At 64.4% G+C, this 21,868-nt stretch carries 25 protein-coding genes; 19 read left to right on the top strand and 6 right to left on the bottom strand.

Annotated features, from left to right (window positions below):
- Positions 1-364: 364 nt before the first annotated feature.
- Together WDX12_RS02645 and WDX12_RS02650 are read left to right on the top strand one after the other, a co-directional pair.
- Complete coding sequence (locus WDX12_RS02645) at positions 365-1,075, top strand: helix-turn-helix transcriptional regulator (RefSeq protein ID WP_320293206.1); 711 nt, start codon at positions 365-367, stop codon at positions 1,073-1,075.
- Positions 1,072-1,842 carry a response regulator transcription factor gene (locus WDX12_RS02650; RefSeq protein ID WP_434723832.1) on the top strand — a complete coding sequence of 257 codons (771 nt, stop codon included), beginning with the start codon at positions 1,072-1,074 and terminating at the stop codon, positions 1,840-1,842. Before WDX12_RS02645 ends, WDX12_RS02650 begins: the two co-directional genes overlap by 4 nt.
- A gap of 229 nt (positions 1,843-2,071) precedes the next feature.
- Here WDX12_RS02650 and WDX12_RS02655 read toward each other — a convergent pair whose 3' ends face one another.
- Genes WDX12_RS02655 through motA form a run of 6 tightly spaced genes read right to left on the bottom strand, consistent with a single transcriptional unit; the run spans position 2,072 to position 6,956 of the window.
- Positions 2,072-2,506, bottom strand: coding sequence for a hypothetical protein (locus WDX12_RS02655; protein WP_320293204.1), 435 nt, complete (start codon positions 2,504-2,506; stop codon positions 2,072-2,074).
- A gap of 17 nt (positions 2,507-2,523) precedes the next feature.
- The gene (gene flhB / locus WDX12_RS02660; protein ID WP_320293203.1) at positions 2,524-3,606 is read right to left on the bottom strand and encodes a flagellar biosynthesis protein FlhB; all 1,083 of its coding nucleotides are present in this window, start codon (positions 3,604-3,606) and stop codon (positions 2,524-2,526) included.
- A 24-nt stretch (positions 3,607-3,630) separates the two neighbouring features.
- The gene (locus WDX12_RS02665) at positions 3,631-4,653 is read right to left on the bottom strand and encodes a flagellar motor switch protein FliG (RefSeq protein WP_434723833.1); all 1,023 of its coding nucleotides are present in this window, start codon (positions 4,651-4,653) and stop codon (positions 3,631-3,633) included.
- Positions 4,654-4,696: 43 nt separating this feature from the next.
- Positions 4,697-5,077, bottom strand: coding sequence for a flagellar motor switch protein FliN (gene fliN / locus WDX12_RS02670; RefSeq protein WP_041004676.1), 381 nt, complete (start codon positions 5,075-5,077; stop codon positions 4,697-4,699).
- A gap of 30 nt (positions 5,078-5,107) precedes the next feature.
- The gene (locus tag WDX12_RS02675; RefSeq protein WP_434723834.1) at positions 5,108-6,046 is read right to left on the bottom strand and encodes a FliM/FliN family flagellar motor switch protein; all 939 of its coding nucleotides are present in this window, start codon (positions 6,044-6,046) and stop codon (positions 5,108-5,110) included.
- 34 nt (positions 6,047-6,080) lie between these two features.
- The gene (motA, locus tag WDX12_RS02680; protein WP_434723835.1) at positions 6,081-6,956 is read right to left on the bottom strand and encodes a flagellar motor stator protein MotA; all 876 of its coding nucleotides are present in this window, start codon (positions 6,954-6,956) and stop codon (positions 6,081-6,083) included.
- 147 nt (positions 6,957-7,103) lie between these two features.
- On the opposite strand from motA, the gene WDX12_RS02685 reads away from it, so the two are divergent.
- The 17 genes from WDX12_RS02685 (at position 7,104) to fliF (ending at position 21,865) form a co-directional block, all read left to right on the top strand.
- Complete coding sequence (locus WDX12_RS02685) at positions 7,104-8,225, top strand: DUF1217 domain-containing protein (RefSeq protein WP_434723836.1); 1,122 nt, start codon at positions 7,104-7,106, stop codon at positions 8,223-8,225.
- A gap of 7 nt (positions 8,226-8,232) precedes the next feature.
- On the top strand, positions 8,233-8,955 hold the full coding sequence (flgF, locus tag WDX12_RS02690; RefSeq protein ID WP_434723837.1) for a flagellar basal-body rod protein FlgF: 723 nt from the start codon (positions 8,233-8,235) through the stop codon (positions 8,953-8,955).
- Between the two features lie 4 nt (positions 8,956-8,959).
- Positions 8,960-10,381: a flagellar protein export ATPase FliI gene (gene fliI, locus WDX12_RS02695; RefSeq protein WP_434723838.1), complete on the top strand. Its 1,422-nt coding sequence runs from the start codon at positions 8,960-8,962 to the stop codon at positions 10,379-10,381.
- Positions 10,362-11,141 (top strand): hypothetical protein, encoded by a 780-nt coding sequence (locus tag WDX12_RS02700; protein ID WP_434723839.1) that lies wholly within the window; start codon positions 10,362-10,364, stop codon positions 11,139-11,141. Before fliI ends, WDX12_RS02700 begins: the two co-directional genes overlap by 20 nt.
- 86 nt (positions 11,142-11,227) lie before the next feature.
- Complete coding sequence (gene flgB / locus WDX12_RS02705; RefSeq protein ID WP_320293195.1) at positions 11,228-11,608, top strand: flagellar basal body rod protein FlgB; 381 nt, start codon at positions 11,228-11,230, stop codon at positions 11,606-11,608.
- Between the two features lie 2 nt (positions 11,609-11,610).
- On the top strand, positions 11,611-12,027 hold the full coding sequence (gene flgC, locus WDX12_RS02710; RefSeq protein ID WP_434723840.1) for a flagellar basal body rod protein FlgC: 417 nt from the start codon (positions 11,611-11,613) through the stop codon (positions 12,025-12,027).
- Positions 12,027-12,356: a flagellar hook-basal body complex protein FliE gene (locus WDX12_RS02715; protein WP_320293193.1), complete on the top strand. Its 330-nt coding sequence runs from the start codon at positions 12,027-12,029 to the stop codon at positions 12,354-12,356. Before flgC ends, WDX12_RS02715 begins: the two co-directional genes overlap by 1 nt.
- Positions 12,357-12,360: 4 nt before the next feature.
- Positions 12,361-13,149 (top strand): flagellar basal-body rod protein FlgG, encoded by a 789-nt coding sequence (gene flgG / locus WDX12_RS02720; protein ID WP_320293192.1) that lies wholly within the window; start codon positions 12,361-12,363, stop codon positions 13,147-13,149.
- Positions 13,150-13,155: 6 nt separating this feature from the next.
- Positions 13,156-13,677: a flagellar basal body P-ring formation chaperone FlgA gene (gene flgA, locus WDX12_RS02725; RefSeq protein ID WP_434723841.1), complete on the top strand. Its 522-nt coding sequence runs from the start codon at positions 13,156-13,158 to the stop codon at positions 13,675-13,677.
- 149 nt (positions 13,678-13,826) lie between these two features.
- Positions 13,827-14,915, top strand: a complete 1,089-nt coding sequence (locus tag WDX12_RS02730; RefSeq protein ID WP_320293759.1) for a flagellar basal body P-ring protein FlgI — start codon at positions 13,827-13,829, stop codon at positions 14,913-14,915.
- 8 nt (positions 14,916-14,923) lie between these two features.
- Complete coding sequence (locus WDX12_RS02735) at positions 14,924-15,529, top strand: MotE family protein (RefSeq protein WP_434723842.1); 606 nt, start codon at positions 14,924-14,926, stop codon at positions 15,527-15,529.
- On the top strand, positions 15,526-16,230 hold the full coding sequence (gene flgH, locus WDX12_RS02740; protein WP_320293189.1) for a flagellar basal body L-ring protein FlgH: 705 nt from the start codon (positions 15,526-15,528) through the stop codon (positions 16,228-16,230). The genes WDX12_RS02735 and flgH overlap by 4 nt, the downstream gene beginning before the upstream one ends.
- An 18-nt stretch (positions 16,231-16,248) precedes the next feature.
- The gene (locus WDX12_RS02745; RefSeq protein WP_434723843.1) at positions 16,249-16,743 is read left to right on the top strand and encodes a flagellar basal body-associated FliL family protein; all 495 of its coding nucleotides are present in this window, start codon (positions 16,249-16,251) and stop codon (positions 16,741-16,743) included.
- Entirely contained in the window at positions 16,740-17,471 is a 732-nt protein-coding gene (gene fliP, locus WDX12_RS02750) for a flagellar type III secretion system pore protein FliP (protein WP_040997123.1), read from the top strand. The genes WDX12_RS02745 and fliP overlap by 4 nt, the downstream gene beginning before the upstream one ends.
- A 245-nt stretch (positions 17,472-17,716) precedes the next feature.
- Positions 17,717-18,703: a flagellin gene (locus WDX12_RS02755; protein WP_320293186.1), complete on the top strand. Its 987-nt coding sequence runs from the start codon at positions 17,717-17,719 to the stop codon at positions 18,701-18,703.
- Positions 18,704-18,959: 256 nt separating this feature from the next.
- Entirely contained in the window at positions 18,960-20,030 is a 1,071-nt protein-coding gene (locus WDX12_RS02760) for a flagellin (RefSeq protein ID WP_434723844.1), read from the top strand.
- Between the two features lie 176 nt (positions 20,031-20,206).
- Positions 20,207-21,865, top strand: coding sequence for a flagellar basal-body MS-ring/collar protein FliF (gene fliF / locus WDX12_RS02765; protein ID WP_434723845.1), 1,659 nt, complete (start codon positions 20,207-20,209; stop codon positions 21,863-21,865).
- Positions 21,866-21,868 lie beyond the last annotated feature (3 nt).

Below are 21,868 nucleotides of genomic sequence, written 5' to 3' on the forward strand. Positions count from 1 at the left end.
CATCGGCTCAATTCGACTTTGAAATCACCGCCAAGTAACGCGAAGACCGGCTGCTGAGTCGCAAAGCGAGTCCACCGGATTCGATTTTGTCAAATCGCGTTTGATGTCGGATTCATCTGCGGGTAGATTAGACCCGAATCAGCCGGTCCATGGGGGGCGCGGCGACCACCCAAAGTCTCAAGTTCCGGCGCCAGGCCGGTACCAGACGCGGACGGTTTCGCGTTCCCTGGAGGGATTCGGCGCGGTTGGGCGCCGTTCGCGCCCGTGGGTGTGTCTTCGTAAACGTGACGCGTTTCGGGTCCGGCTGTTGGCTTCGCCAACACCGGGCACAAGGATCGATTCCGGCAAGAATCCAAGAATTAAAATGAGCAGTCCCGCCGCGCTTCTCCAACCCGACACTTCAGGCTCGCGCCTGACGTCGCGCGGCGATCTCACCTCCTTCTTCATGCAGCTTGCCGCCGATATCGGCGCCGACAGCTACATGCTGGTCGCCATCGTGCATGACCAGGACCGCAACGATGCGCGCATCGTCTCCTCCAACTGGATCTTCGATGCCATCGAGCTGATCGGCAAAAGGCTGATTGCCAATCTGGCGCTGGGTCCCTTGACCGTGGCGCCGGGCATACGCCCGAAGCCGTTGGTGGCGGCGCACGCGCCTGACGCCGGCGCGTTGCTGACCGGTGAGGAAGCCCGCCTGCTCGACGTGCTCGGCCACGCTGAAATCTATTCGCTGAAGTTGAATGTTGGCCGGCAGCGCCTGTTCGTGCTGTTCTCGGCCGCCGAGGCGGGCAGGATCGACCTGACCGCCCTGATGAAGGCGCAGCTCAAATGCTGTTATGCGCTTTCCAGCATTCCGCAGCTGATCGCGGCGGCATCGATGCAGGATCCGCTGTCGGACCGCGAGCGCGAATGCCTCTTCTGGGTCTCGGAAGGTAAGACCACCGATGAGGTGGCCGTCATCCTCGGTGTCTCGTCGAACACCGTCAACAGCTACATCACGCACGCCATCCAGAAGTTCGCGGCCAGCAACCGCGCGATGGCGATCGCGACCGCGATCAGGAGCGGCATCATTTGAAGCACGCACAGGTCAGAGAGGCGGCAGCCGCCCTTTTCAACGATCAGCGCAATCCGTTTGGCGCCTTCTCGCTCGGCTCGGAGACCCATCACGCGGTCACCATTCCGGATGCCGTGCGGCGTTGCCGCTGGATCGCCGTCGATATCAACGCCTCGGCCTTCGGGCTCTATTTCGTCAGCCCCTCGCCCGAGCGCGCGCGACTGGTCGCGTGTTTCGATTCCGACTATCCCGGCACCGCGGTCGCGACCAAGTTCATCTCCGGCGCCAATGGCGAGGATATGGTGCGCCACAGCCGTCTCTCGACGGCGCCGCGCTGGTGGGCCGACGACGGCACCGCCGGGTCGCGACAGGTCTTTCAGTCGCTCGCCTGGGCCGAGCCGACCGCGCCGCTGGCGCCCGGCACCAACGGCATCGCCCTTCCGGTGCACGCCGATCGCGGTCAATGTGGGCTAGTCGTCTTCCTGGGCTCCGAGATCGCATTGTCCAACGAAACGCTTTGCGAGATCCACGCCCGCTCCTTCGCGCTTTTCGCGGCGGTCGCCCGCATCCGCCCCGGCGACGCCGGCAAAACGCGTTCGATCTCCAAGCGCGAGCTCGAATGCCTCAAGCTGACGGCCAACGGCAACACCAGCGAGGAGATCGCCAAGCTCCTCAAGCTCTCGGTACATACCGCCAACCAATATCTCACCCAGTCGACGCAGAAGCTCAACGCGGTCAACCGCAACCAGGCGGTCGCCAAAGCGTTGCGGCTCGGCCTGATCGAATAGCCGCGCCAATGCATGCCGCGGTTTTGAGGGACACGCATCAAAACCAAGGCTTAAACCAGGTCGCGTGAAAAAGGATTCACGCGACCTGCTTTAAGTTTTTGATTTTAAGCATGTCTTTGTCCCGAAACCGGACCCACTTTCGGGAGACATGCTTTAAAGCGCGTCGCCTGAATCCGTCTCAGCGCGCGGCGCTTTGAGCGCGCCATAGCGAGGTTCGGGACGACTGCAATCAAAAGGCGAGCGGCTCGGTCCTGCGGATGCGAGCCTCTTCGATCGCGTCCTCGAGCAAGGCCGTGTTGTGCTCGGGCGTCTCGCCGGGCTTCTCGAACGAGACATAGTTGACCACCACGGACGCCTCGTGCTCGGTCAGCGTCAGCTGGAAATAGACCGTCACGCCGCGTGGCCGCAGCTCGAGATCGAGCACGATGCGCGGGCTGCCGCTCCAGTCGACATGCGCCTCCGCGCCATGGCCGAGCCGCAGCGTGCCTGGCCGGAAGTAAAGCTCGGCCGCCGAATCCACCAGATCCGACAGGCAGGCGAGATGCTCGAGCCGGATGAAGGCGATATAGTCGGCAACGTCGATGAGCCTCAATTCACCCACAACGGGCTCGATGGCGCTGGCGACGATAAGCTCGCGGGAGTTGGCGTGTGGTTGCCGGTCCATGGATTAGCGGCGTCCGTTCATTGGGTTGCTTTGCGCGCGGCCTTTTTCGAGTAGACGATCCGCACCAACTCGGCGACCGCCTGGTAGAATTGCGACGGGATCACGCTATCAACCGAAACTTGCTTGTACATGGAGCGCGCGAGCGCCACGTCCTCGAAGATCGGGATGTTGTTCTCCTTGGCGATCTCGCGGATCTTGAGCGCTACCAGGTCCTGTCCCTTGGCCAGCACGATCGGCGCGGAATCTTCCTCGCGCACATATTTCAGCGCGATCGAATAGTGCGTCGGATTGGCGATCACCAGCGTCGCGCGCGGCACGGCCGTCATCATGCGTCTGCGCGCCCGGTCGCGCGCCAGCGAGCGCAGCCGCGACTTGACGATCGGATCGCCTTCCGACTGCTTCAGCTCGTCCTTGACTTCCTGCTTGGTCATACGCAGGTCGCGCCGCCAGTGGAAACGCGACCAGACGATGTCGATCACCGCGATCAGCCCCATGACGAAGACGATCGCCACAAGAATGTCGACGAAGATGCCGCGTATGACCATGCCGAACGAGACCGGGTTGGTGATCATGCCGGCAAGCAGCTTGCGATGATCTTCCGAGAGCGTGAAGCTCAGCACCGCGATGGCGAAGCCGAGCTTGGCAAGCGACTTCAGGAATTCGACCCAGCCCTGCGCGCCGAACATCCGGCTCCAGCCCTTGGCGATCGAGATGCGCGACAGCTGCGGCCTGATCCGTTCGCCGACGATTTGCGGCATGTTCTGGAAGACCGAGGCGCCGATGCCGGCAACCGTCAGCAGCACCAAGAGGCTGACCACGGCGCGGCCGATCTCGGTCATCACCTGCTTGTAGAGCGAGATGACGTCGGTCTCGGTGTCCATCGGCCAGGCTTCCGGCTTTTCCAGGAACGTCGACAGGAACATGCCGAGATCGACGATCGCGTCCTTGGCGTAGAAGACGGCGAAAACCAGTATGGCGAGGAAGGACGCAAAGATCGCGGTCTCACGCGAATGGGGCAGCTTGCCCTGTTCGATCGTGTCGCGGATCTTCTTTTCTGTGGCTTCCTCGGTTTTGGAATCCTTGTCGACCGCTTCAGCCATGGCGCTCTGACCGGGTCGGTATCGTCAGGCGGCTTCGGCGGGGGCGGTCTGCGTCGAAGGCAGCTCGAAAGCTCCTTCGCGCGACAGCCGGATGGCAGCGACCGATATGCTCTTGCGCGCCGCCATGATGTCGGCAAGCGCAATGCCTTCCGATCCCTGTCCAAGCTCGGACTCGATCATGCGGCGAGAGCGTGCGCCGATCGCCGACAGCGCCGATTCGGCGAGTTCCGGCGGCGCGCCGCGCAGCGCCAGCGTGACGAGTTCGGTCGATAGCCCGTCGAACAGCAGAACCCGGGCTTTCTGCGGCAGTAGCGGCAGGTCGTCGAAGGCGAACAGCCGTGACTTGACGCCGGCGAGATCGGGCGTGTTGGCGTTCTCCAGGTCCTGCATGAGTTCGTCCAGCTCCGGCTTCGCCATTTCGTTGAGCATGCTGGCAACGCGTTCCTGGCCGGCGGACGTGTCCCTGCTGGCCTTCTGCGACAGCACGCTCACGCGCAACTGGTTCTCGACGATCCGGGACGCCGCGTCCGGGATGTTGGCCATCGTCACCATGCGTTTGGTGATCTGGCTGCGCATCGGCTTTTCCATCGTGAGCAGCACGTTTGCGGCTGTCTGCGGCGCGAGCTTCGAAAGCACCATGGCGGACGTTTGCGGATGCTCGCCGGCAAGGAAGCCGCCAAGCCGCGCCGGCTCGAGCTTCTCGAGGTCCGGCCATATCGGCGGAGGTCCTTCCGGGACCGGCTCGAACTTCTTTTCGCCCATGATGGCGCTCATCTCCTCCGGCGACAGAGATTCGTTGAGGATCGTGTCCATCCGGTCGGCTGAATCGAGCAGGCCGGCGCCCTCGGTGAACTCGGCTTCGAACTCGGCGACGATGCGCTCCAGATCGGCCTGCGGAATGGTGCGCAAGAGACGCGCGCCCTCGATCAGCGCCTTCAGCTCGTCCTGTTTGAAGAATTTGAGCAGGCGGCTGGCCGCGGGCTTGCCCATGGCCACCAATATGGCCGCCGCCTTTTGCGGACGTGTGAGCGCCAATGCCGTCGTCATGCGTGTTGCCCTCGCTGCCGGTTGGTCCGCACGCCGGCCATTCTCAGGCGCTCTTCGTCGCGGCGATGATTTCGGTGAGCCGGATGCCGAAACGCGTCGGATCGCTTTCCAGCACCGTGATCTCGCCGCGCGCGATCTTGCGGCCGTTGACCACGACGTCGACCGGCTCGCCGATGCGGCGGTTGAGCGCGACGGTGGAACCCTTTTGCAGCGCCATCAGCTCCGACACCGGCATCTCGGTGCTGCCCAGGATGATCTGAACATCGACCGGAATGGTCATGATGATGGAGGAATTGGCGCCCGACTGGAGGGCGGCATCCGGGCGCTTTTCCTCTTCCCGCAGCACGCCGCGCAGTTCCTCGATCGCGCGGTCGAGCTGTTCGTCGGGCTGATCGGGTTCGGCTTCCACCTTGGTTTTTGCCATCTGTCGTCTCCATGAATCCCAGGCCCGGCGTCAGCCCGGCAGCAGTCCGTCGATGAAATCCTGCCCGGCATCATGCGGATGGCTGATGCGGACGGTGTAGTTCTGCCCCAGCTTGCCGAACTCGCAGACAAACAGTGTCTTGTCGCGGGCGCTGAGCCTGGCGTTGATCTGCGCATTCTCCTCGAATTCGATCACCTGGCCGGGCTCGAATGCGGCGAGGTCGCCGAGCGTCAGCCGGGCAAGCGGCATCGTCGCTTCGAGCCGGACGGTCGAGCGCATCACCTCTTCGGAGAAGCGGGCCCGCCAGTCGAATTCCGTGGCCTCGCCCCCCTCGCCCGTGGCGGCCTCGCCGCTGCGCGCGGAAAGCAGCAGGCGCTGCGGGATCATCACCGTGAGCGTGCCGCTGTCGGACGGCGTCGACAGGCCATAGACGATGCGCACGGCGGCGCCGTCGCGCAGCACGCGCCGCCTCGCATCGTTGCCGGACATTGCTTTCGGCACCGGTAGGCGCAGGTCGAGCGAACGTTTGCCGGATCCGTTGAGTGCCGTCGCGACCTCCTGGAACACGGTGGTCGCGACATCGGCCTCGATCTGCGACAGGTCGCGCTCGATCGGCGCCACCGGCTGGTCGGGATCGCCGCCGAACAGTGCGCTCACCATCACGGCGACCGCTTGCGCATCCATCACCAGCGTCATGGCGTCGGCCGAAGCCGGCGACGAGACGACGCTCAGTGCAAAGGCGTCGCCGGCGCGCGAACGGGCCTCGGGAACGCGGCCGACCTCCACCACTTGGAGATCCACGCTCACCGGCGCGCCGAGCTCGCCTGCAAGCGCCTTCTGCAGCACCGGCAGCGCTCGCTCGGCCATGCCGCGGCCGGCGCCGATCACCTGCGCCGCCTCGCCGCTGTCGCCGACGAGCCGCTCGATGATCAACTCCCGGGTTTGCGAAGGACTGCCCGGACTTGTCATGACGGCAGGCGGCCCTGTCTCAGATGCTGCATGCTCAGGCCGCCTTCTTCTCGGCGATGCCGGCGTTCATGGTGCTCTGCTCGACAGCATCGATCGTCGGACGCTCGTAGGAGGAAATGGTCTTGCGGCCGAACTCGATCGCCACCTGCGGCAAAGCGCCGTTCATATACGCAAGCAGCGTCTGCTTGACGATGATGTAGAGGCGGTTCTTCTTTTCGCGCACCGTCTTGATCTTGGTGGCGACCGGACCGACCACCGCATAGGACAGGAAGATGCCGAGGAAGGTTCCGACAAGTGCCGCGCCGATCAGGCCGCCGAGGATTTCCGGCGACTGGTCCAGCGCGCCCATCGCCTTCACCACGCCGAGCACCGCCGCCACGATGCCCAGCGCCGGCAGGCCGTCGCCGACCGCGACCATTGCGTGATAGGCTTTCAGCTTGTCGGTGCGGATCGTCTGGATCTCTTCGTCCATCAGTGCTTCGATCTCATGCGAGCGGGCATTGCCGATGATGATGATGCGGCAATAGTCGCAGATGAAATTCGTCAGGTCGTGGTTCTTCAGCACGGTCGGAAAGGCCTGGAAGATGGCCGACTCTTCCGGATTGTCGATATGCGCCTCGACCTCGCTGCGCGACTTCGAGCGTAATTCGCGCATCAGGCTGTGCAGGACGCCCAGCGTCTCGAGGTAGTCGCGCTCCTTCGGCACCGCCTGCTTGAAGGCCTCGAGAATGCCCTTGCCGGTGTCCTTGACCGTCTTCATCGGATTGGCGACGAGGAAGGTCCCGAGCGCGGCGCCGCAGATGACCACCGCTTCCCAAGGCTGCAGCAGCACATGCAGATGCCCGCCCATGGCCATGAAGCCGCCGAGAACGCAGCCGAGCGTCACCACAAGTCCGATCAGAATGCCCACGACAGGTCCTTCCGCATGTCACGTCGTGGATCAGGGATAGTCCCCGTGCCTTGTGTGAGGCTTGAATCGAAGGCAGCGAACGCGATTCAGCTTCGCGCAAGGAAGTGACGCTATTGTGCAGGGATAGCTTCGGCCGGAGGCGTGTCCTTGCTCAGTACCTACACCAGCTACCAGTTGATCGCCAAAGACATCAACAAATCGATCACCCAGGTCGAGCAACAGCCGACGGTCGATCGCGATACGCAATATTATCTGGCCAATATCGGCAAGGTTAAATCGATCGACGATTTCGTAAACAATGACCGCCTGTTCAAATATGCCATGAAGGCTTACGGACTGGAGGACATGGACTATGCCAAGGCCTTCATGGTCAAGGCGCTGAAGGAAGGCGTCTCCAACACCGACAGCTTCGCCAACAAGCTGACCGACAAGCGCTACGCCCAGTTCGTCGCTGCCTTCAACTTCGCGGCCGACGGCGCCAATGCGACGGTCTACAACCCGACACAGCAGCAAGTTACAGCGAACTACGCTGCACAGGCCGAGATCGCCGGCCTCGATCCGAATTCGGACTATGTGAAAGGCGAGACGACCTACTATCTCGCCAACATCACCAAGGTGAAGTCGATCGACGATCTGATGTCGAACGGTCGGCTCTATACTTACGCGCTGGCCGCGTTCGGCCTGGATTCGGCCACCGAGAACAAGGACCTGATCAAGTCCGTCCTGCAAGGCGGCGTGAAGGATCCCAAAAGCGTCGCCAACCAGCAAACCAACAAGGCCTATGCCGGCCTCGCCGCTGCTTTCAACTTCGCGCAGTACGGCGACACGACCACCACTCGCGTTGCGGCGCAGCAGCCGACCGTCGACATGTATCTGCGCCAGACATTGGAAGAGAATGCCGGCCAGAGCAACGAAGGCGTCCGGCTGGCGCTCTATTTCCAGCGCAAGGCGCCCGACATCACCAGCTGGTACGACGTGCTGGCCGACACCGCTTTGGCCAGCGTGGTGCGCAGCGCGCTCGGCCTGCCCGATTCCTTCGCCACCGCCGACGTCGACAAGCAGGCGCAGTTGTTCGGGCAGAAGCTCGACATCAAGGACTTCACCGACCCGGCCAAGCTCAGCAAGTTCCTGACCCGCTTCACCAGCATGTACGAGATCGCCCATCCGACCTCGACGGCCGTGACGTCGGTCAGCGTGCTCTTCGCGCAGCCGACCACCGTCGGCATCTCTACCGATCTGATGATGGCCATGCAGCAGTTGAAGTTCTGAGAAGATCATGCAGGACAGCCTTTACGTCGCCCTTTCCTCCCAGATCGCGCTCGAGCGTCGTCTCGACACCATCGCCGATAACGTCGCCAACGCCTCGACCATCGGCTTTCGCGCCACCGGCGTGAAGTTCGAGGACGTGGTCTCGGGCACCGGGCCGAAGTCGGTCTCCTTCGCCTCCTCCGGCAAGACCTATCTGTCCGGTGCGCATGGCGCGCTGACCGAAACCGGCAACCCGTTCGACTTCGCCATCCAGGGCAACGCCTGGTTCGCCATCGACACGCCAGCCGGCACGGTGATGACGCGCGACGGCCGTTTCTCCATGAACGAGAACGGTGAACTGATGTCGATCGAAGGCTATCCGGTGCTGGACAGCGGCGGCGCCCCGATCCAGCTCGATCCGCGCAACGGCCCGCCCAAGGCAGGCGCCGACGGCTCGCTCAGGCAGAACGACCAGTTGGTCGGAGCCCTCGGCCTCTACGATTTCGACCCCGGCGAGAATTTCGTCCGCTATGGCAATTCGGGCATCGTTCCGGCGCGCACGCCCGAACCTGTCACCGATCGCTCGGACGTCGGCGTCGCGCAAGGGTTTCTGGAAGAGTCGAACGTCAACCCGGTGCTGGAAATGACCCGGCTGATCCAGGTGCAGCGCGCTTTCGAGAACACGGCGGCGCTGATGCGGCAGACCGATTCCTCCACCGACGACGCGATCAAGACGCTCGGCTCGAAGTGACGGCATGACGACCGGCTCGTCCCTGTTGCGCGCTTCGGAGAGCCCGGCGGATACCGGGCACACGGACAGGCTGGCCGCGCTCGAACGCGTCTGGCGGCGGTTCGACGATCCGCAGGCGCTGCTTGCGCGCGGCGGCCGCGTCGCCGAGATATCGCCGACGCACTACAAGGTCCGCGGCCTGTCCGGGATTGCCAGGCTAGGCGACATCGTCGAGCAGCGCGGCAAGGCCGGCACACGCCGCGGCGAGATCGTCAAGATCGGCAGCGACGAGGTGGTGGTCGCGCCATTCGAGCGCAGCGCCGATGCCGGTATCGGCGACGCCGTCTTTCGCCGCGGCCCGCTCGCCGTCACGCCGCATGTCTCGTGGCGCGGGCGCGCCATCGATGCCTTGACCCGCGTCATTGACGGCGGACCGCCGCTGATCAGGCCGAATGCCGCCGAGGTCGCGCATGCCGCGACGCCGGGCGCCCTGGCGCGCCAGCGCGTCGGCACCGGCTTCCTCACCGGCGTCAGGGTGATAGACATCTTCACTCCGCTCTGCTTCGGCCAGCGGCTCGGCATCTTCGCCGGTTCCGGCGTCGGCAAGTCGACGCTGCTTGCGATGCTGGCCGGCGCCGAGGCTTTCGATACGGTGGTCGTGGCACTGATCGGCGAGCGCGGCCGCGAGGTGCGCGAATTCCTCGAGGACACGATCGGCGCCGAGAGCATGGCCAAGACCGTCGCCGTCGTCGCCACCAGCGACGAAAGCGCCATGATGCGCCGCCGCGCGCCCGACACCGCCATGTGCGTGGCCGAGCATTTCCGCGACCAAGGCCATCGCGTGCTCTTGGTGCTGGATTCCATCACCCGGTTCGCGCATGCGCTGCGCGAGGTGGCGACCGGAACCGGCGAGCCGCCGGTCGCGCGCGGCTATCCGGCCTCGGTCTTCACCGACCTGCCGAAGCTGCTCGAACGCGCCGGGCCTGGAGCCGAGGGCCCCGGAGTCAAGGGAAGGGGTTCGATCACCGCCATCATTTCCGTGCTGGTCGACGGCGACGACCACAATGATCCCGTCGCCGACTCGGTGCGCGGCATCCTCGACGGCCATGTCGTGCTCGACCGCTCGCTTGCCGAGCAGGGCCGTTATCCGCCGGTCAATCCGCTGTCGTCGATCTCCCGCCTCGCCGACAAGGCCTGGAGCGCCGAGCAGCGCATGCTGGTGACAAGGCTGAAATCGATGATCGCGCGCTTCGAGGACACGCGCGACATCCGTCTGCTGGGCGCTTATCAAAGCGGTGCCGATGCCGAGCTCGACAACGCGGTGCGCCAGGTGCCGGTGATCTACCAGGCGCTCACGCAATCGCCGAGGGACCGCGCATCGGCCGATCCGTTCGCCGACCTCGCCCGCCATCTCAAGGGGAAGCTGAATGGCGATCAAGGAGACTGAGCTCCAATACACCGAGCGCATGTTGCGCGACATGCTTGCCGAGGCCGAGGCGGCGGAAAGAGCCGAGGCCGACGCGGCAAGGCTTGCCAAGGATAGGGCCGCCCGCGCGAGGACGGAGAAGGCAACAGCGCTTCTGACCAAAGCCGACAGGCCGCATCCACCACGGACTTCCACCGCCGACGTTGCACAGGCTAGCCGCGATTCCTTGCTCGACGGCCTCTTTCCCCGGACCGAATGGCCGGAGCCGCCGAAAGCCCAGTTCCCGCGCCTGGCCGACAAGAGCGCCGATCGCCGCAGCGATTTCGTCATCGCCGCGCTTGGGATCACGCTCGGCCTGATCTGCGCGTTGTTCCCCTGGTATATCTTCTTCAATCAGGAGCAGTTCGGCGTTCAGGCGATCAAGTTCGGCGGCAGCGGCAGCAATTCTGGACGCGCGGGCGGTGGCGTCGTGGCCGAACGCAGCGGGCCACTGACGGCCAAGGACGTACCCAACGCCGATATCGACCTGTTCGCCACCGGAACGGTGCAGGACGACCCCGCGCCGCCGCCCGGCGACCAGCCCTTCCCGGCCGCCGCTTCGGAATTCAAGATGGTCCATATCGCCAACGGTCGCGCCATGATCGAGGACGATACCGGTCTGTGGATCGTCCAGCGTGGCTCTGTCCTGCCCGATTCCAGCCGCGTCGCCTCGATCGAGCAGCGCGGCGGCAAGTGGGTGATCGTCACCAGCGCCGACAAGGTGATCCAGCTCTCCAGGTAACGGCGCCGGGTCGCGTGACCCATCCCGCGCAAGGTCCGCGCAAGACTGGCCGCCTAGTCTTGTGCGTAATTGCCCGGGAGATTCCCATGGAACCCGTAAATCTTTTCGATCTTGCCACGCGGCAGTCGCAATGGCTGGCCGTGCGTCAGTCGGCGATTGCCTCCAACATCGCCAACGCCAACACGCCGGGCTACACGGCCAATGACGTCGAGCCCTTCGAAAAGGTCCTCGACCGGACCGCGGTGACGCTTGCCGCCACGCAGACCGGCCACCTTGGCGCCGAAACGGCCAATGCCGGCTTCAACGTCAAGCCGGAAGACGCTGACGGCGCGATCATGCCTTCGAAGAACACCGTGGTTGTCGAGCAGGAATTGATGAAGGCCGGCGAGGTCCGCCGCTCCTTCGAGCTCAACACGGCGATCGTCAAAGCCTTCCATTCGATGATGACAATGGTGGTGAAGAGCTGATCATGGACGCCCTTACTGCAGCCCTCAAAGTCGCGGCATCCGGTCTTGGCGCCCAGTCGGAGCGCCTGCGCGTGGTCTCGGAAAACCTCGCCAACGCCCAGTCGACCGGCAGCACGCCGGGCGCCGACCCCTATCGCCGCAAGACGATCACCTTCCAGTCCGAGGTCGACCGCGCGACCGGCGGCTCGCTGGTGGAAGTCAGCGCGATCTCCCGCGACCCTTCGGACTTCCCGATCGAATTCCAACCCGGCAATGAAGCCGCCGACAGCAAAGGGTACGTCAAGATGCCCAACGTCAACACGTTGGTCGAAATGGCCGACATGAGCGAGGCGAACCGCTCCTATGAAGCCAACCTGCAGGTCATCAAGCAGGCTCGCGATCTGATTTCCATGACCATCGACCTGATGAGGAACCAGTAATGATCGGCGGTATCGGGGCAATACAATTCAAAACGGCGGTTGACGGGGCGGAGTCGGCCTCACCCAACCTGCTGCAGGGCGGCATCGGAACGCAGGCCAGCGAAGGCCTCGGCAGCACCTTCGCCGACGTCCTCAGCCAGGCGGCGACGAAGACCGTCAACACGCTGCAGGGCGCCGAGCAGATGTCGATACAGGCGCTCAAGGGCGATGCCGACACGCGCCAGGTCGTCGATGCGGTGATGAGCGCCCAGCAGGCGCTGCAGACCACCATCGCCATCCGCGACAAGGTCGTCTCGGCCTATCTCGAAATCAGCCGCATGAGTATCTAGGACCATGAAAGCCCTTGCCATCGCCGCCACCGGCATGAACGCCCAGCAGACCAACCTGGAAGTCATCGCCAACAACATCGCCAATATCAACACCACCGGCTACAAGCGGGCGCGGGCCGAATTCTCCGACCTGCTCTACCAGGTCGACCGCACGCAGGGCGTGCCCAACCGCTCCAACACCTCGCTGGTGCCGGAAGGCGTCTCGATCGGCCTCGGCGTCAAGACGACGGCGGTGCGCAACGTCCACACGCAAGGTGAATTGGCCAGCACCGGCAACAGTTTCGACCTGGCGTTGACCGGCAGGGGCTGGTTCCAGATCGAGGGCGCCGACGGCGGCACGCTCTACAGCCGCGCCGGCGCTTTCAACACCAATGCCACCGGGCAGCTCGTGACGGTCGACGGCGCCAATGTCATTCCGGCCATCACCGTGCCTACCAACGCCGTCGAGGTGATCGTCAACAAGACCGGCCAGGTTTTTGCCCGCCTGGACGGTCAGACTAACCTCCAGCTTCTCGGACAGCTCCAGATCGCCAACTTCGCCAACGAGGCGGGCCTGGCGCCGCTCGGCGACAACCTCTTCCAGGAAACGGCTGCGTCTGGCCCGGCCAATGTCGGCGTCCCCGGCGATCCCGGCTTCGCCACGATCCAGCAGGGCTATCTCGAATCCTCCAACGTCGATCCGGTCAAGGAAATCACCGAGCTGATCTCCGCCCAGCGCGCCTATGAAATGAACTCCAAGGTCATCCAGGCCGCCGACGACATGGCCTCGGTGGTCTCCAAGAACATCAGGTAACGGACGATGGCCGGGCCGATCTCCTCCGCACTGCGTCGCGCCGCGCTGGCCACGGTCCTGGTGGCCGCGGGCACGCCGGCTTTCGCGCAGGACGCGACCGGCCAGTCGGCGAACCAGATCGCCGCCGGCCAGGCCGTCGGCGAGGCCGTGCTGATCCCCAACAGGGTCATCTATCCCGGCGAGACCATCGAGCCCGCCTCGCTCAAGCAGGTGACGCTGATCCCCGGCAAGCACAAGCCGGACGGCATGGCGACGCGTACCGAGGAACTCCAGGGCAAGGTCGCCAAGCGCACGCTCCTGCCCGGCCGCTACATCCCGGTCAGCGCCATCCGCGACGCCTGGCTGGTCGAGCAGGGCGCTTCCGTGCAGGTCTATTTCACCGCCGGCGCGCTCACCATTTCGGCCGCCGGCGTCACGCTGCAGCCAGGTGCTGCCGGCGACCAGATCAAGATCCGCAACATCGACAGCGGCAAGATCATCTCGGGCACGGTGATGGCCGACGGCACCATCCAGATCGGCGCTTCGTGATGCGCGTGCTTGCCCTCCTGCTGAGCGCGGCCATCGGTCTTCAGCCGGCATTGGCGGATGGGCTGACGCCCAAGGCCAAGCGCGAGCTCGCGCAGAAGAACGGCGGCGTCTACGACGATCCGGAATACGACCCGACAACGACGCAGCGCATGTTCCGGGTCTCGACCGGGCCAAGCACGCTGCCGCCCGGCCAGGTCGCCGCGCGCATCAAGGACATCGCGCAGCTGCAGAGCGCGCGCGACAACCAGCTGGTCGGCTACGGCCTGGTCATCGGCCTTGCCGGAACCGGCGACAGCCTGCGCAACTCGCCCTTCACCGAACAGTCGATCCGCGCCATGCTTGAGAATCTCGGCATCGCCACCGAGGGTGGCAGCGCGCGCGCCAAGAACGTGGCCGCCGTCATCGTCACCGCCAACATGCCGCCCTTCGTCCAGTCGGGCGCCCGCATCGACATCGATGTCTCCTCGATGGGCGACGCCACCTCGCTTGCCGGCGGCACGCTGGTGATGACGCCGCTGAAGGCGGCCGATGGCGAGATCTATGCCGTCGGGCAAGGCTCCGTGATCGTCGGTGGCTTCACCGCCCAAGGCCAGGCCCAGCAGTTGACGCAAGGCGTGCCGACCGCCGGCCGCGTGCCGAATGGCGCCATCGTCGAGCGCGCCGTGCCGGCTGAATTCGACGATCAGGGCGTGCTGACGCTGCAACTGCGCAATCCCGATTTCTCGACCGCCATCCGCATCGCCGACGCCATCAACGACTACACCTCGCAGCGCTTCGGCATGCGCGTCGCCGCCGAGCGCGATGCCCGCACCGTGCAGATCAGACGACCGAAGAACGTCTCCGCCGCGCGTTTCTATGCCGAGATCGAAAATCTGGTCGTCGAATCGGACGCCCCTGCCCGTGTCGTCATCGACGAGCGCACCGGCACCATCGTCATCGGCAACAATGTCAGGATCTCGCGCGTGGCGATCAGCCATGGCACGCTCACCGTGCGCATCACCGAAGCGCCAAGGGTGGTCCAGCCGGAACCCTTCTCCAGGGGCCAGACCGCGGTCGAGCCTTTCACCGCCATCCAGGCGAGCCGGCCCGACGCGCGCGTCGCGGTGCTCGACGGCCCCGATCTCGAAACGCTTGTCTCCGGCCTCAACCGCCTCGGCGTGAAGCCCGACGGCATCATCGCCATCCTGCAGGGCATCAAATCGGCCGGCGCCCTTCAGGCCGACCTGGTTCTCCAATAGGCACGCCGATGAACGCGCTCTTCTCCTCAAAACCGCATCGTCACCTGAGCCTCTGCGCCGCCGGGGCGATCGTTGCTCTGCTGGGTGCGGCCGTCGCCCGCGCCGACGAGGTGCGCCAGATATTGCCCGGTGGACAGGCGCCACTTCAGCCGGCCCAGCTCAAGCGCGAGACCGTGCCGGTTCAGCCGGCCGCGCTTGCGGACGGGACGGCGCCTGACGAAAGCGAGGTACAGCGCTTCTGCTCCAACATCGCGGATGCCGCGCGCGACCGCCGCTACGCTCTTCAGGCCGAGGAATTGAAGCAGCTACAAGCCGGCATCGACGAGCGCATGAAAGCGCTTGAAGCAAAGCGGGCCGAATACGAGGAATGGCTGAAGCGCCGCGAAGTGTTCCTGGCGCGCGCCGAGGACGGCGTCGTCAAGATCTATGCCGGCATGAAGCCCGATGCCGCCGCCGAACGTCTGGCGATGGTGAATGCCGAGCTCGCGGCGGCCATCCTGATGAAGCTGGACTCGCGCAAGGCCGGCGTCATCCTGAACGAAATGGACCAGAAGGCGGCGGCGACGCTCACCGGCATCATGGCCAGCGCGGCGCGAAGGGTTGATCCGTCATGAAGTTGAAACTGCTCGCCCTGGTCGCCCTCGCCACCCTGACCGGCTGCGGCACCGATCTCAGGGAGATCAACAGGGAACCCGCTCTGTCGCCGGTCGGTTCCGGCATCAGTGACGGCGGCCCGGGCCCGTACAGCTACCCCGAGCCGCCTGCCTCGCGGCCGAAGAAATTCTCGCTGTGGGACGATCGCCAGAGCCGGCTCTTCACCGATCCGCGCGCGCTGCGCGCCGGCGACATCCTGACCGTCAACATCAAGCTCAACGACAGGGCCAATTTCAAGAACCAGAACGACCGCAGCCGCACCGCCGCGCGCAAGCTCGGCTACGACATCAATCTCGGCTGGGAAAAGGCAAGCACCAGCGGCAAGGGCGACGCCGGCTTGAGTTCCAGCACCGAGACCAATGCCGACGGCGAGATCAAGCGCTCGGAGGACCTCGCCCTCAACGTCGCCGCCGTCGTTACCGAGGTGCTGCCCAACGGCAATCTGATGATCAGGGGCTCGCAGGAGGTTCGCGTCAACTACGAGCTTCGGGTGCTGACCATCGCCGGCATGGTTCGTCCGTCCGACATCGGCGCCGAAAACACCATCCCCTATGAGCGCATCGCCGAGGCGCGCATCTCCTATGGCGGTCGAGGCCGTGTGAGCGAGGTCCAGCAGCCGGCCTATGGCCAGCAGGTCCTCGACCAGGTTCTTCCCTTCTAGGCCCGGGAGAGCGCTGCCATGGCGAATGTCGAGCAGGTCCAGCCCAAGAAGGGACCTTCCCTGGTGATCCAACTCGCCATGCTGTTGGCCATGACCGGCGCGGCCGTCGGCATGGGCTGGCTTTCCGGCGGCTATCTCAAGCAAGGCGAAACGCCGGCGCCGGTGCCCGTGGCGCCGGAAAATGCCGGCACCGCTGAAAAAACCGCCGAAGGCGGCAAGGCGGTCGCCGGGCCGACACTGGTTCCGCTGGCGGCGATCACCACCAATCTCGCCTCACCGTCGGACGTCTGGATCCGGCTGGAGGCGTCGCTGCTCTACGATGCTCCCCAGCCGCCGGAAATGGCCGAGCAGATCCAGCAGGACCTGCTCGCCTATGTGCGCACACTCAAGCTGCATCAGATCGAAGGCGCCAGCGGCTACCAGCATCTCAAGGCCGATCTCGAGGAGCGCGCGGCGCTGCGCAGCGGCGGCCACGTCAAACAGGTTCTCGTCAGGACGATGCTGCTCGAATGAGAAAGTTCCTTATAGCGACCGCGCTTATCGTCGTCACCACGTCCGTCGCTGCCGCCCAGCAGCTCGATCTTGGCGGCATCGGCAAGGCCGACGGCACGACCGTCGGCTATCTGATCCAGATGTTCGGCCTGCTCACCGTGCTTTCGGTGGCGCCAGGCCTTTTGATCATGGTGACGAGCTTCACCCGCTTCGTCATCGCCTTCTCGATCCTGCGCGCCGGCATCGGCCTGCAATCGACGCCGGCCAACCTGATCCTGATCTCGCTGTCGCTGTTCATGACCTTCTATGTCATGGCGCCGACCTTCGACCAGGCCTGGAACACCGGCGTCAAGCCGTTGATGGACAACCAGATCACGCAGGCCGAGGCGTTCGAGAAGATTTCCGGCCCGTTCCGCGATTTCATGCTGCACAATGTGCGCGACAAGGATTTCGACCTCTTCGCCGACCTCGCCCGCGAGCGTGGCCAGACCGTCTCGCGCGAGACCGTCGACCTGCGCATCCTGGTGCCGGCCTTCATGATCTCGGAGATCCGGCGCGGCTTCGAGATCGGCTTCCTCATCGTCCTGCCGTTCCTCGTCATCGACCTCATCGTCGCCACCGTCACCATGGCCATGGGCATGATGATGCTGCCGCCGACAGTGGTGTCGCTGCCGTTCAAGATCCTGTTCTTCGTGCTGATCGACGGCTGGAACCTTCTGGTCGGCAGCCTGGTGCGATCCTTCACCTGATCGTTTCCCCCGGACCACGCGAAAGCGTGCGCAAAGTCTCGACCGCTTGAGCAAAGTGCGCGCAAGTCTTCCTGACATTATTTTCGATTAACCGTCCCATTTAGGTCTTTGGTAGGGACTTCCCGCCATAGTCGCTCGCAGATGGCGGGTGACCCAGTTGAGCGGTCATTGGCATGATGCCGCACCGTCATACCGGACATGCCGGTATGTCAAAAAAATCCGTGTAAAAATAAGGTACGAGTACCATGGCCAGTATCATGACCAACAGCGCTGCGTTGACCGCGCTGCAGAGCCTCAACAATACCCAGAACCAGCTCCAGACCACCCAGACCCGCATCTCGACGGGTTATCGCGTCTCCCAGGCTTCCGACAACGCCGCTTACTGGTCGATCGCCACCACGATGCGCTCCGACAACCAGGCCATGTCCACCGTTTCGGACGCGCTCGGCCTCGGCGCCTCGAAGGTCGACACCGCCTACACCGGCATGAGCAGCGCGATCACCACGATCAACCAGATCCAGCAGAAGCTGACCGCCTCCTACGGCCAGACGGATGCTTCGAAGGAAAAGACGCAGGTTGAAATCAAAGCTCTTCAGGACCAGCTGAAGGCCTATGCCGACGGCGCCACCTTCTCCGGCACCAACATGCTGTCGGTGTCGACGGCCTCGGGTACCGCTGCCGACGTCAAGATCGTTTCGGCCTTCAACCGCGACGCCACGGGTGCGGTTTCAATCTCGACGATCGACGTCAACGTGGAAAGCATCAAGCTCTATGACGCGGGCGCTGCCCCGACCTCGAAGGGCATTCTCGATGCGGCTCGCCTCGGCACCACCGGCGCTACGACCGCCACGGCACAGAACCCGACCCTGGGCGCCGCTCCCGTAGCCGGCGATACTTATTCGGTTTCCAGCCTGTCCATCTTCACGGGCACCACCGCCGCCAGCGACGCTCAGATCTCGCAGATGATGAACGTCGTCGACGCAGCGCTGAAGGACATGACGACCGCCGCCACCAAGCTCGGCGCCGCCAAGAGCTCGATCGACCTGCAGAAGACCTTCACCTCGAGCCTGATGGACTCCATCGACCGCGGCGTCGGCCAGCTCGTCGATGCCGACATGAACAAGGAATCGACCCGCCTCCAGGCGCTGCAGGTTCAGCAGCAGCTCGGCGTCCAGGCGCTGTCGATCGCCAACGGCTCGTCGCAGTCGATCCTGTCGCTCTTCCGCGGCTGATCGCTCTATATTGACAAGGCCAAAGCATCGGGCCGCGCCAAAAGCGCGGCCCGATTTGCGTTTGCTCAAGGCTCGCGCAACCCTCGTTCCTTAACCTCTCGGAAGCCTACTTTTAACAGGCCATTAACCATATCGCGCTAGGTATGGTTAACCAATCACTTAGGTTGTCGAATCGGCCCGACCGGCACGATCGCAACCGATGGACAGGCCGAACCGGCCTGTGTGGCATGCCGGCTTTTGAGAAGGAGCGAGTTTCTTGGCGAGCATCATGACGAACGCTGCGGCGTTGACTGCACTTCAAAGCCTCAACGCCACCAACAAATCGCTCCAGCAGACACAGGCCAGAATCTCGACCGGCTACCGGGTCTCCGAGGCCGCCGACAACGCCGCCTACTGGTCTATCGCCACCACGATGCGTTCCGACAACTCGGCCCTGTCGACCGTGCAGGACGCGCTCGGACTCGGCGCCTCGAAGGTCGACACCGCCTACACCGGCATGAACAACGTCATTTCGACGATCGGCCAGATCAAGACCAAGCTGCTGTCGAGTGTCGGCCAGTCGGATGCCAACAAGGCTAAGACGCAGACCGAAATCACCGCGCTACAGGCGCAGATGAAGTCGTTTGCCGATGCCGCCACCTTCTCCGGCTCGAATTTCCTTTCGGTGACGTCCAAGCAGGTCGCGGCCGCCAATGACGGCGTCCAGTCCGACGCCAAGATCGTCTCCTCGTTCAACCGCTCGTCGTCCGGCGCCATTTCGCTCGGAACGATCGACATCAATATCGAAAGCACCAAGCTGTTCGACAACGGCCTCTCCACCGACGTCAAGAACCAGGGCATTCTCGATCGCAAGACTTCGATCTACTCCACGGCGGCGGACCAGTCGGCGTATGACGCCGCCTATGCTACCGCCATCGCCGGCGGCGCCACCGACATCGCCGCCAACATTACAGCCCAGGGCGCTGTGTCAGGCACGCCCGTCAAGATCGACAACGTCTCCGCCTTCAATCTCGACATCACGGCAACGGGCGTGACCGACGACATCATCACGCAAATGGTCACCAAGATCGACCATGTCATGAGTCAGCTTACCGACGCCGCCACCGTGCTCGGCGCAGCCAAGAGCTCGATCGACCTGCAGAAGACCTTCACGCAGAGCCTGATGGACTCCATCGACCGCGGCGTCGGCCAACTCGTCGATGCCGACATGAACAAGGAATCGACGCGCCTCCAGGCGCTGCAGGTCCAGCAGCAGCTCGGCATACAATCCCTGTCGATCGCCAACGGCTCCTCGCAGTCGATCCTGCAGCTGTTCAAGAACGGCTAAGCCGCCGGATTATTCCGACCAGCGAAGGGCCGCGCCTGAGGCGCGGCCGTTTTTTCGTTGCTCGACAAGACGCCGGTTCGACATTTTGGCGGCTCTCCGGCGGCACACCTATCATCCTCGCACAAGCTTCGCGGTCTAGTCTTCCGGCGGACAGTCATGCTGGGAGCGGTTGAATCGTGCCGGAACAGATCCAGAGCGTCATCGCGAATTTGAAGAGCTTCGGCGTGCGGCGTCTGGCGCTGATGGGCGGCATCGCTGCCCTGGTGATGGCCGTCATCGGCATCGCTTCCGTCTATCTCAACCGGCCGGCCTATGAGACGCTCTATGTCGGCCTCGATCGTTCCGACGTTAACCAGATCGGCCTGGTGCTGGCCGACGCCGGCATCGGCTTCGATGTCGGCTCCGATGGAACCTCCGTGCTGGTGCCGGCCGGCACCACCGCGCAGGCGCGCATGCTGCTTGCCGAGAAGGGACTGCCGACCAGCACCAATGCCGGTTACGAGCTGTTCGACAATGTCGGCTCGCTCGGCCTCACCTCCTTCATGCAGCAGATCACCCGCGTGCGCGCGCTGGAAGGCGAGATCGCGCGCACCATCCAGTCGATTTCCGGCGTCAAGGCGGCGCGCGTCCACATCGTCATGTCCGAGCGCGCCAATTTCCGCCGCGACGAGCAGCAGCCCTCCGCCTCGGTGGTCATCCGCTATGCCGGCAACGATGCCGAGAAGAGCGCCATGTCGATCCGCCACCTCGTCGCCGCGGCCGTTCCCGGCCTCTCGGCCGACAAGGTGACCGTGCTCGATTCCAACGGCAACCTTTTGGCCGCCGGCGACGACCCGTCCAATACGAGCGCCGCGCGCACGCTCGGCGTCGAGCAGACGGTCGAGGCGCAGATCGGCGACAACATCCGCCGCGCGCTCACCCCTTATCTCGGCCCGGACAATTTCCGCGCCAGCGTCAAGGCCGACGTCAACACCGACACGCGCCAGACCGAGGAGACGATCTTCGATCCGAACTCACGCGTCGAGCGTTCGGTGCAGTCGGTGAAGACCAACGAGGCCAGCAACCAGAAGCAGGCCTCGACCCCGACCAGCGTCGAGCAGAACCTGCCCGAGACACAGACCACCACCACCGAGGGACCGCAATCCACCTCGCAGAACGACCGCAAGGAAGAGATCACCAACTACGAGATCAATTCGAAGAAGATCGCGACCGTTTCGAACGGTTACACGGTCAACAAGATGTCGATCGCGGTCGTCGTCAACCAGGATCGCCTCAAGACCATCCTCGGCAAGGACGCCACCCCGGAGCAGATCGCCAAGCGCGTCGCCGAGATCCAGAAGATGGTCGCCTCGGCGACCGGCTTCGACGACAAGCGCGGCGACATCATCGACGTGTCGGCGGTCGAGTTCATCAACGGCCTCGACGGCGAGCCGATCGATCAGCCTGGCATCCTCGCCTCGATCGGCACCCATGCCGGCACGCTGATCAATGCCGGCGCCTTCATCGTCGTCGTTTTCCTGGTGGCCTTCTTCGGCCTGAAGCCGATGGCCTCCGCGCTGACGGCGTCGGCGAAGCCCGCGGCCATTGCCGGCCCGAGCTTCGACGACGTGCAGCGTTCCTTGCCGACGCCCGATGCGCCCGTCGCGGCGATCACCGCCGAGACCCCGGCCGGCGCCCTGCCCGGCGCGCGCGCCGGCGCAACCCCGCTCGACGACCTGCGCCAGAAGATCCGGCCGGCGCCGCAGGAGCGGCTTGCCCGCATGGTCGACCTCAACGAGGAGCGCACCGCCCAGATCCTGCGCAAATGGGCTGCTGCTCCGGAAGCCGTGGGTTAGGCC

Source organism: Mesorhizobium sp. RIZ17 (genome assembly GCF_051127865.1).
In the GTDB taxonomy this organism is placed as follows: domain Bacteria; phylum Pseudomonadota; class Alphaproteobacteria; order Rhizobiales; family Rhizobiaceae; genus Mesorhizobium; species Mesorhizobium humile.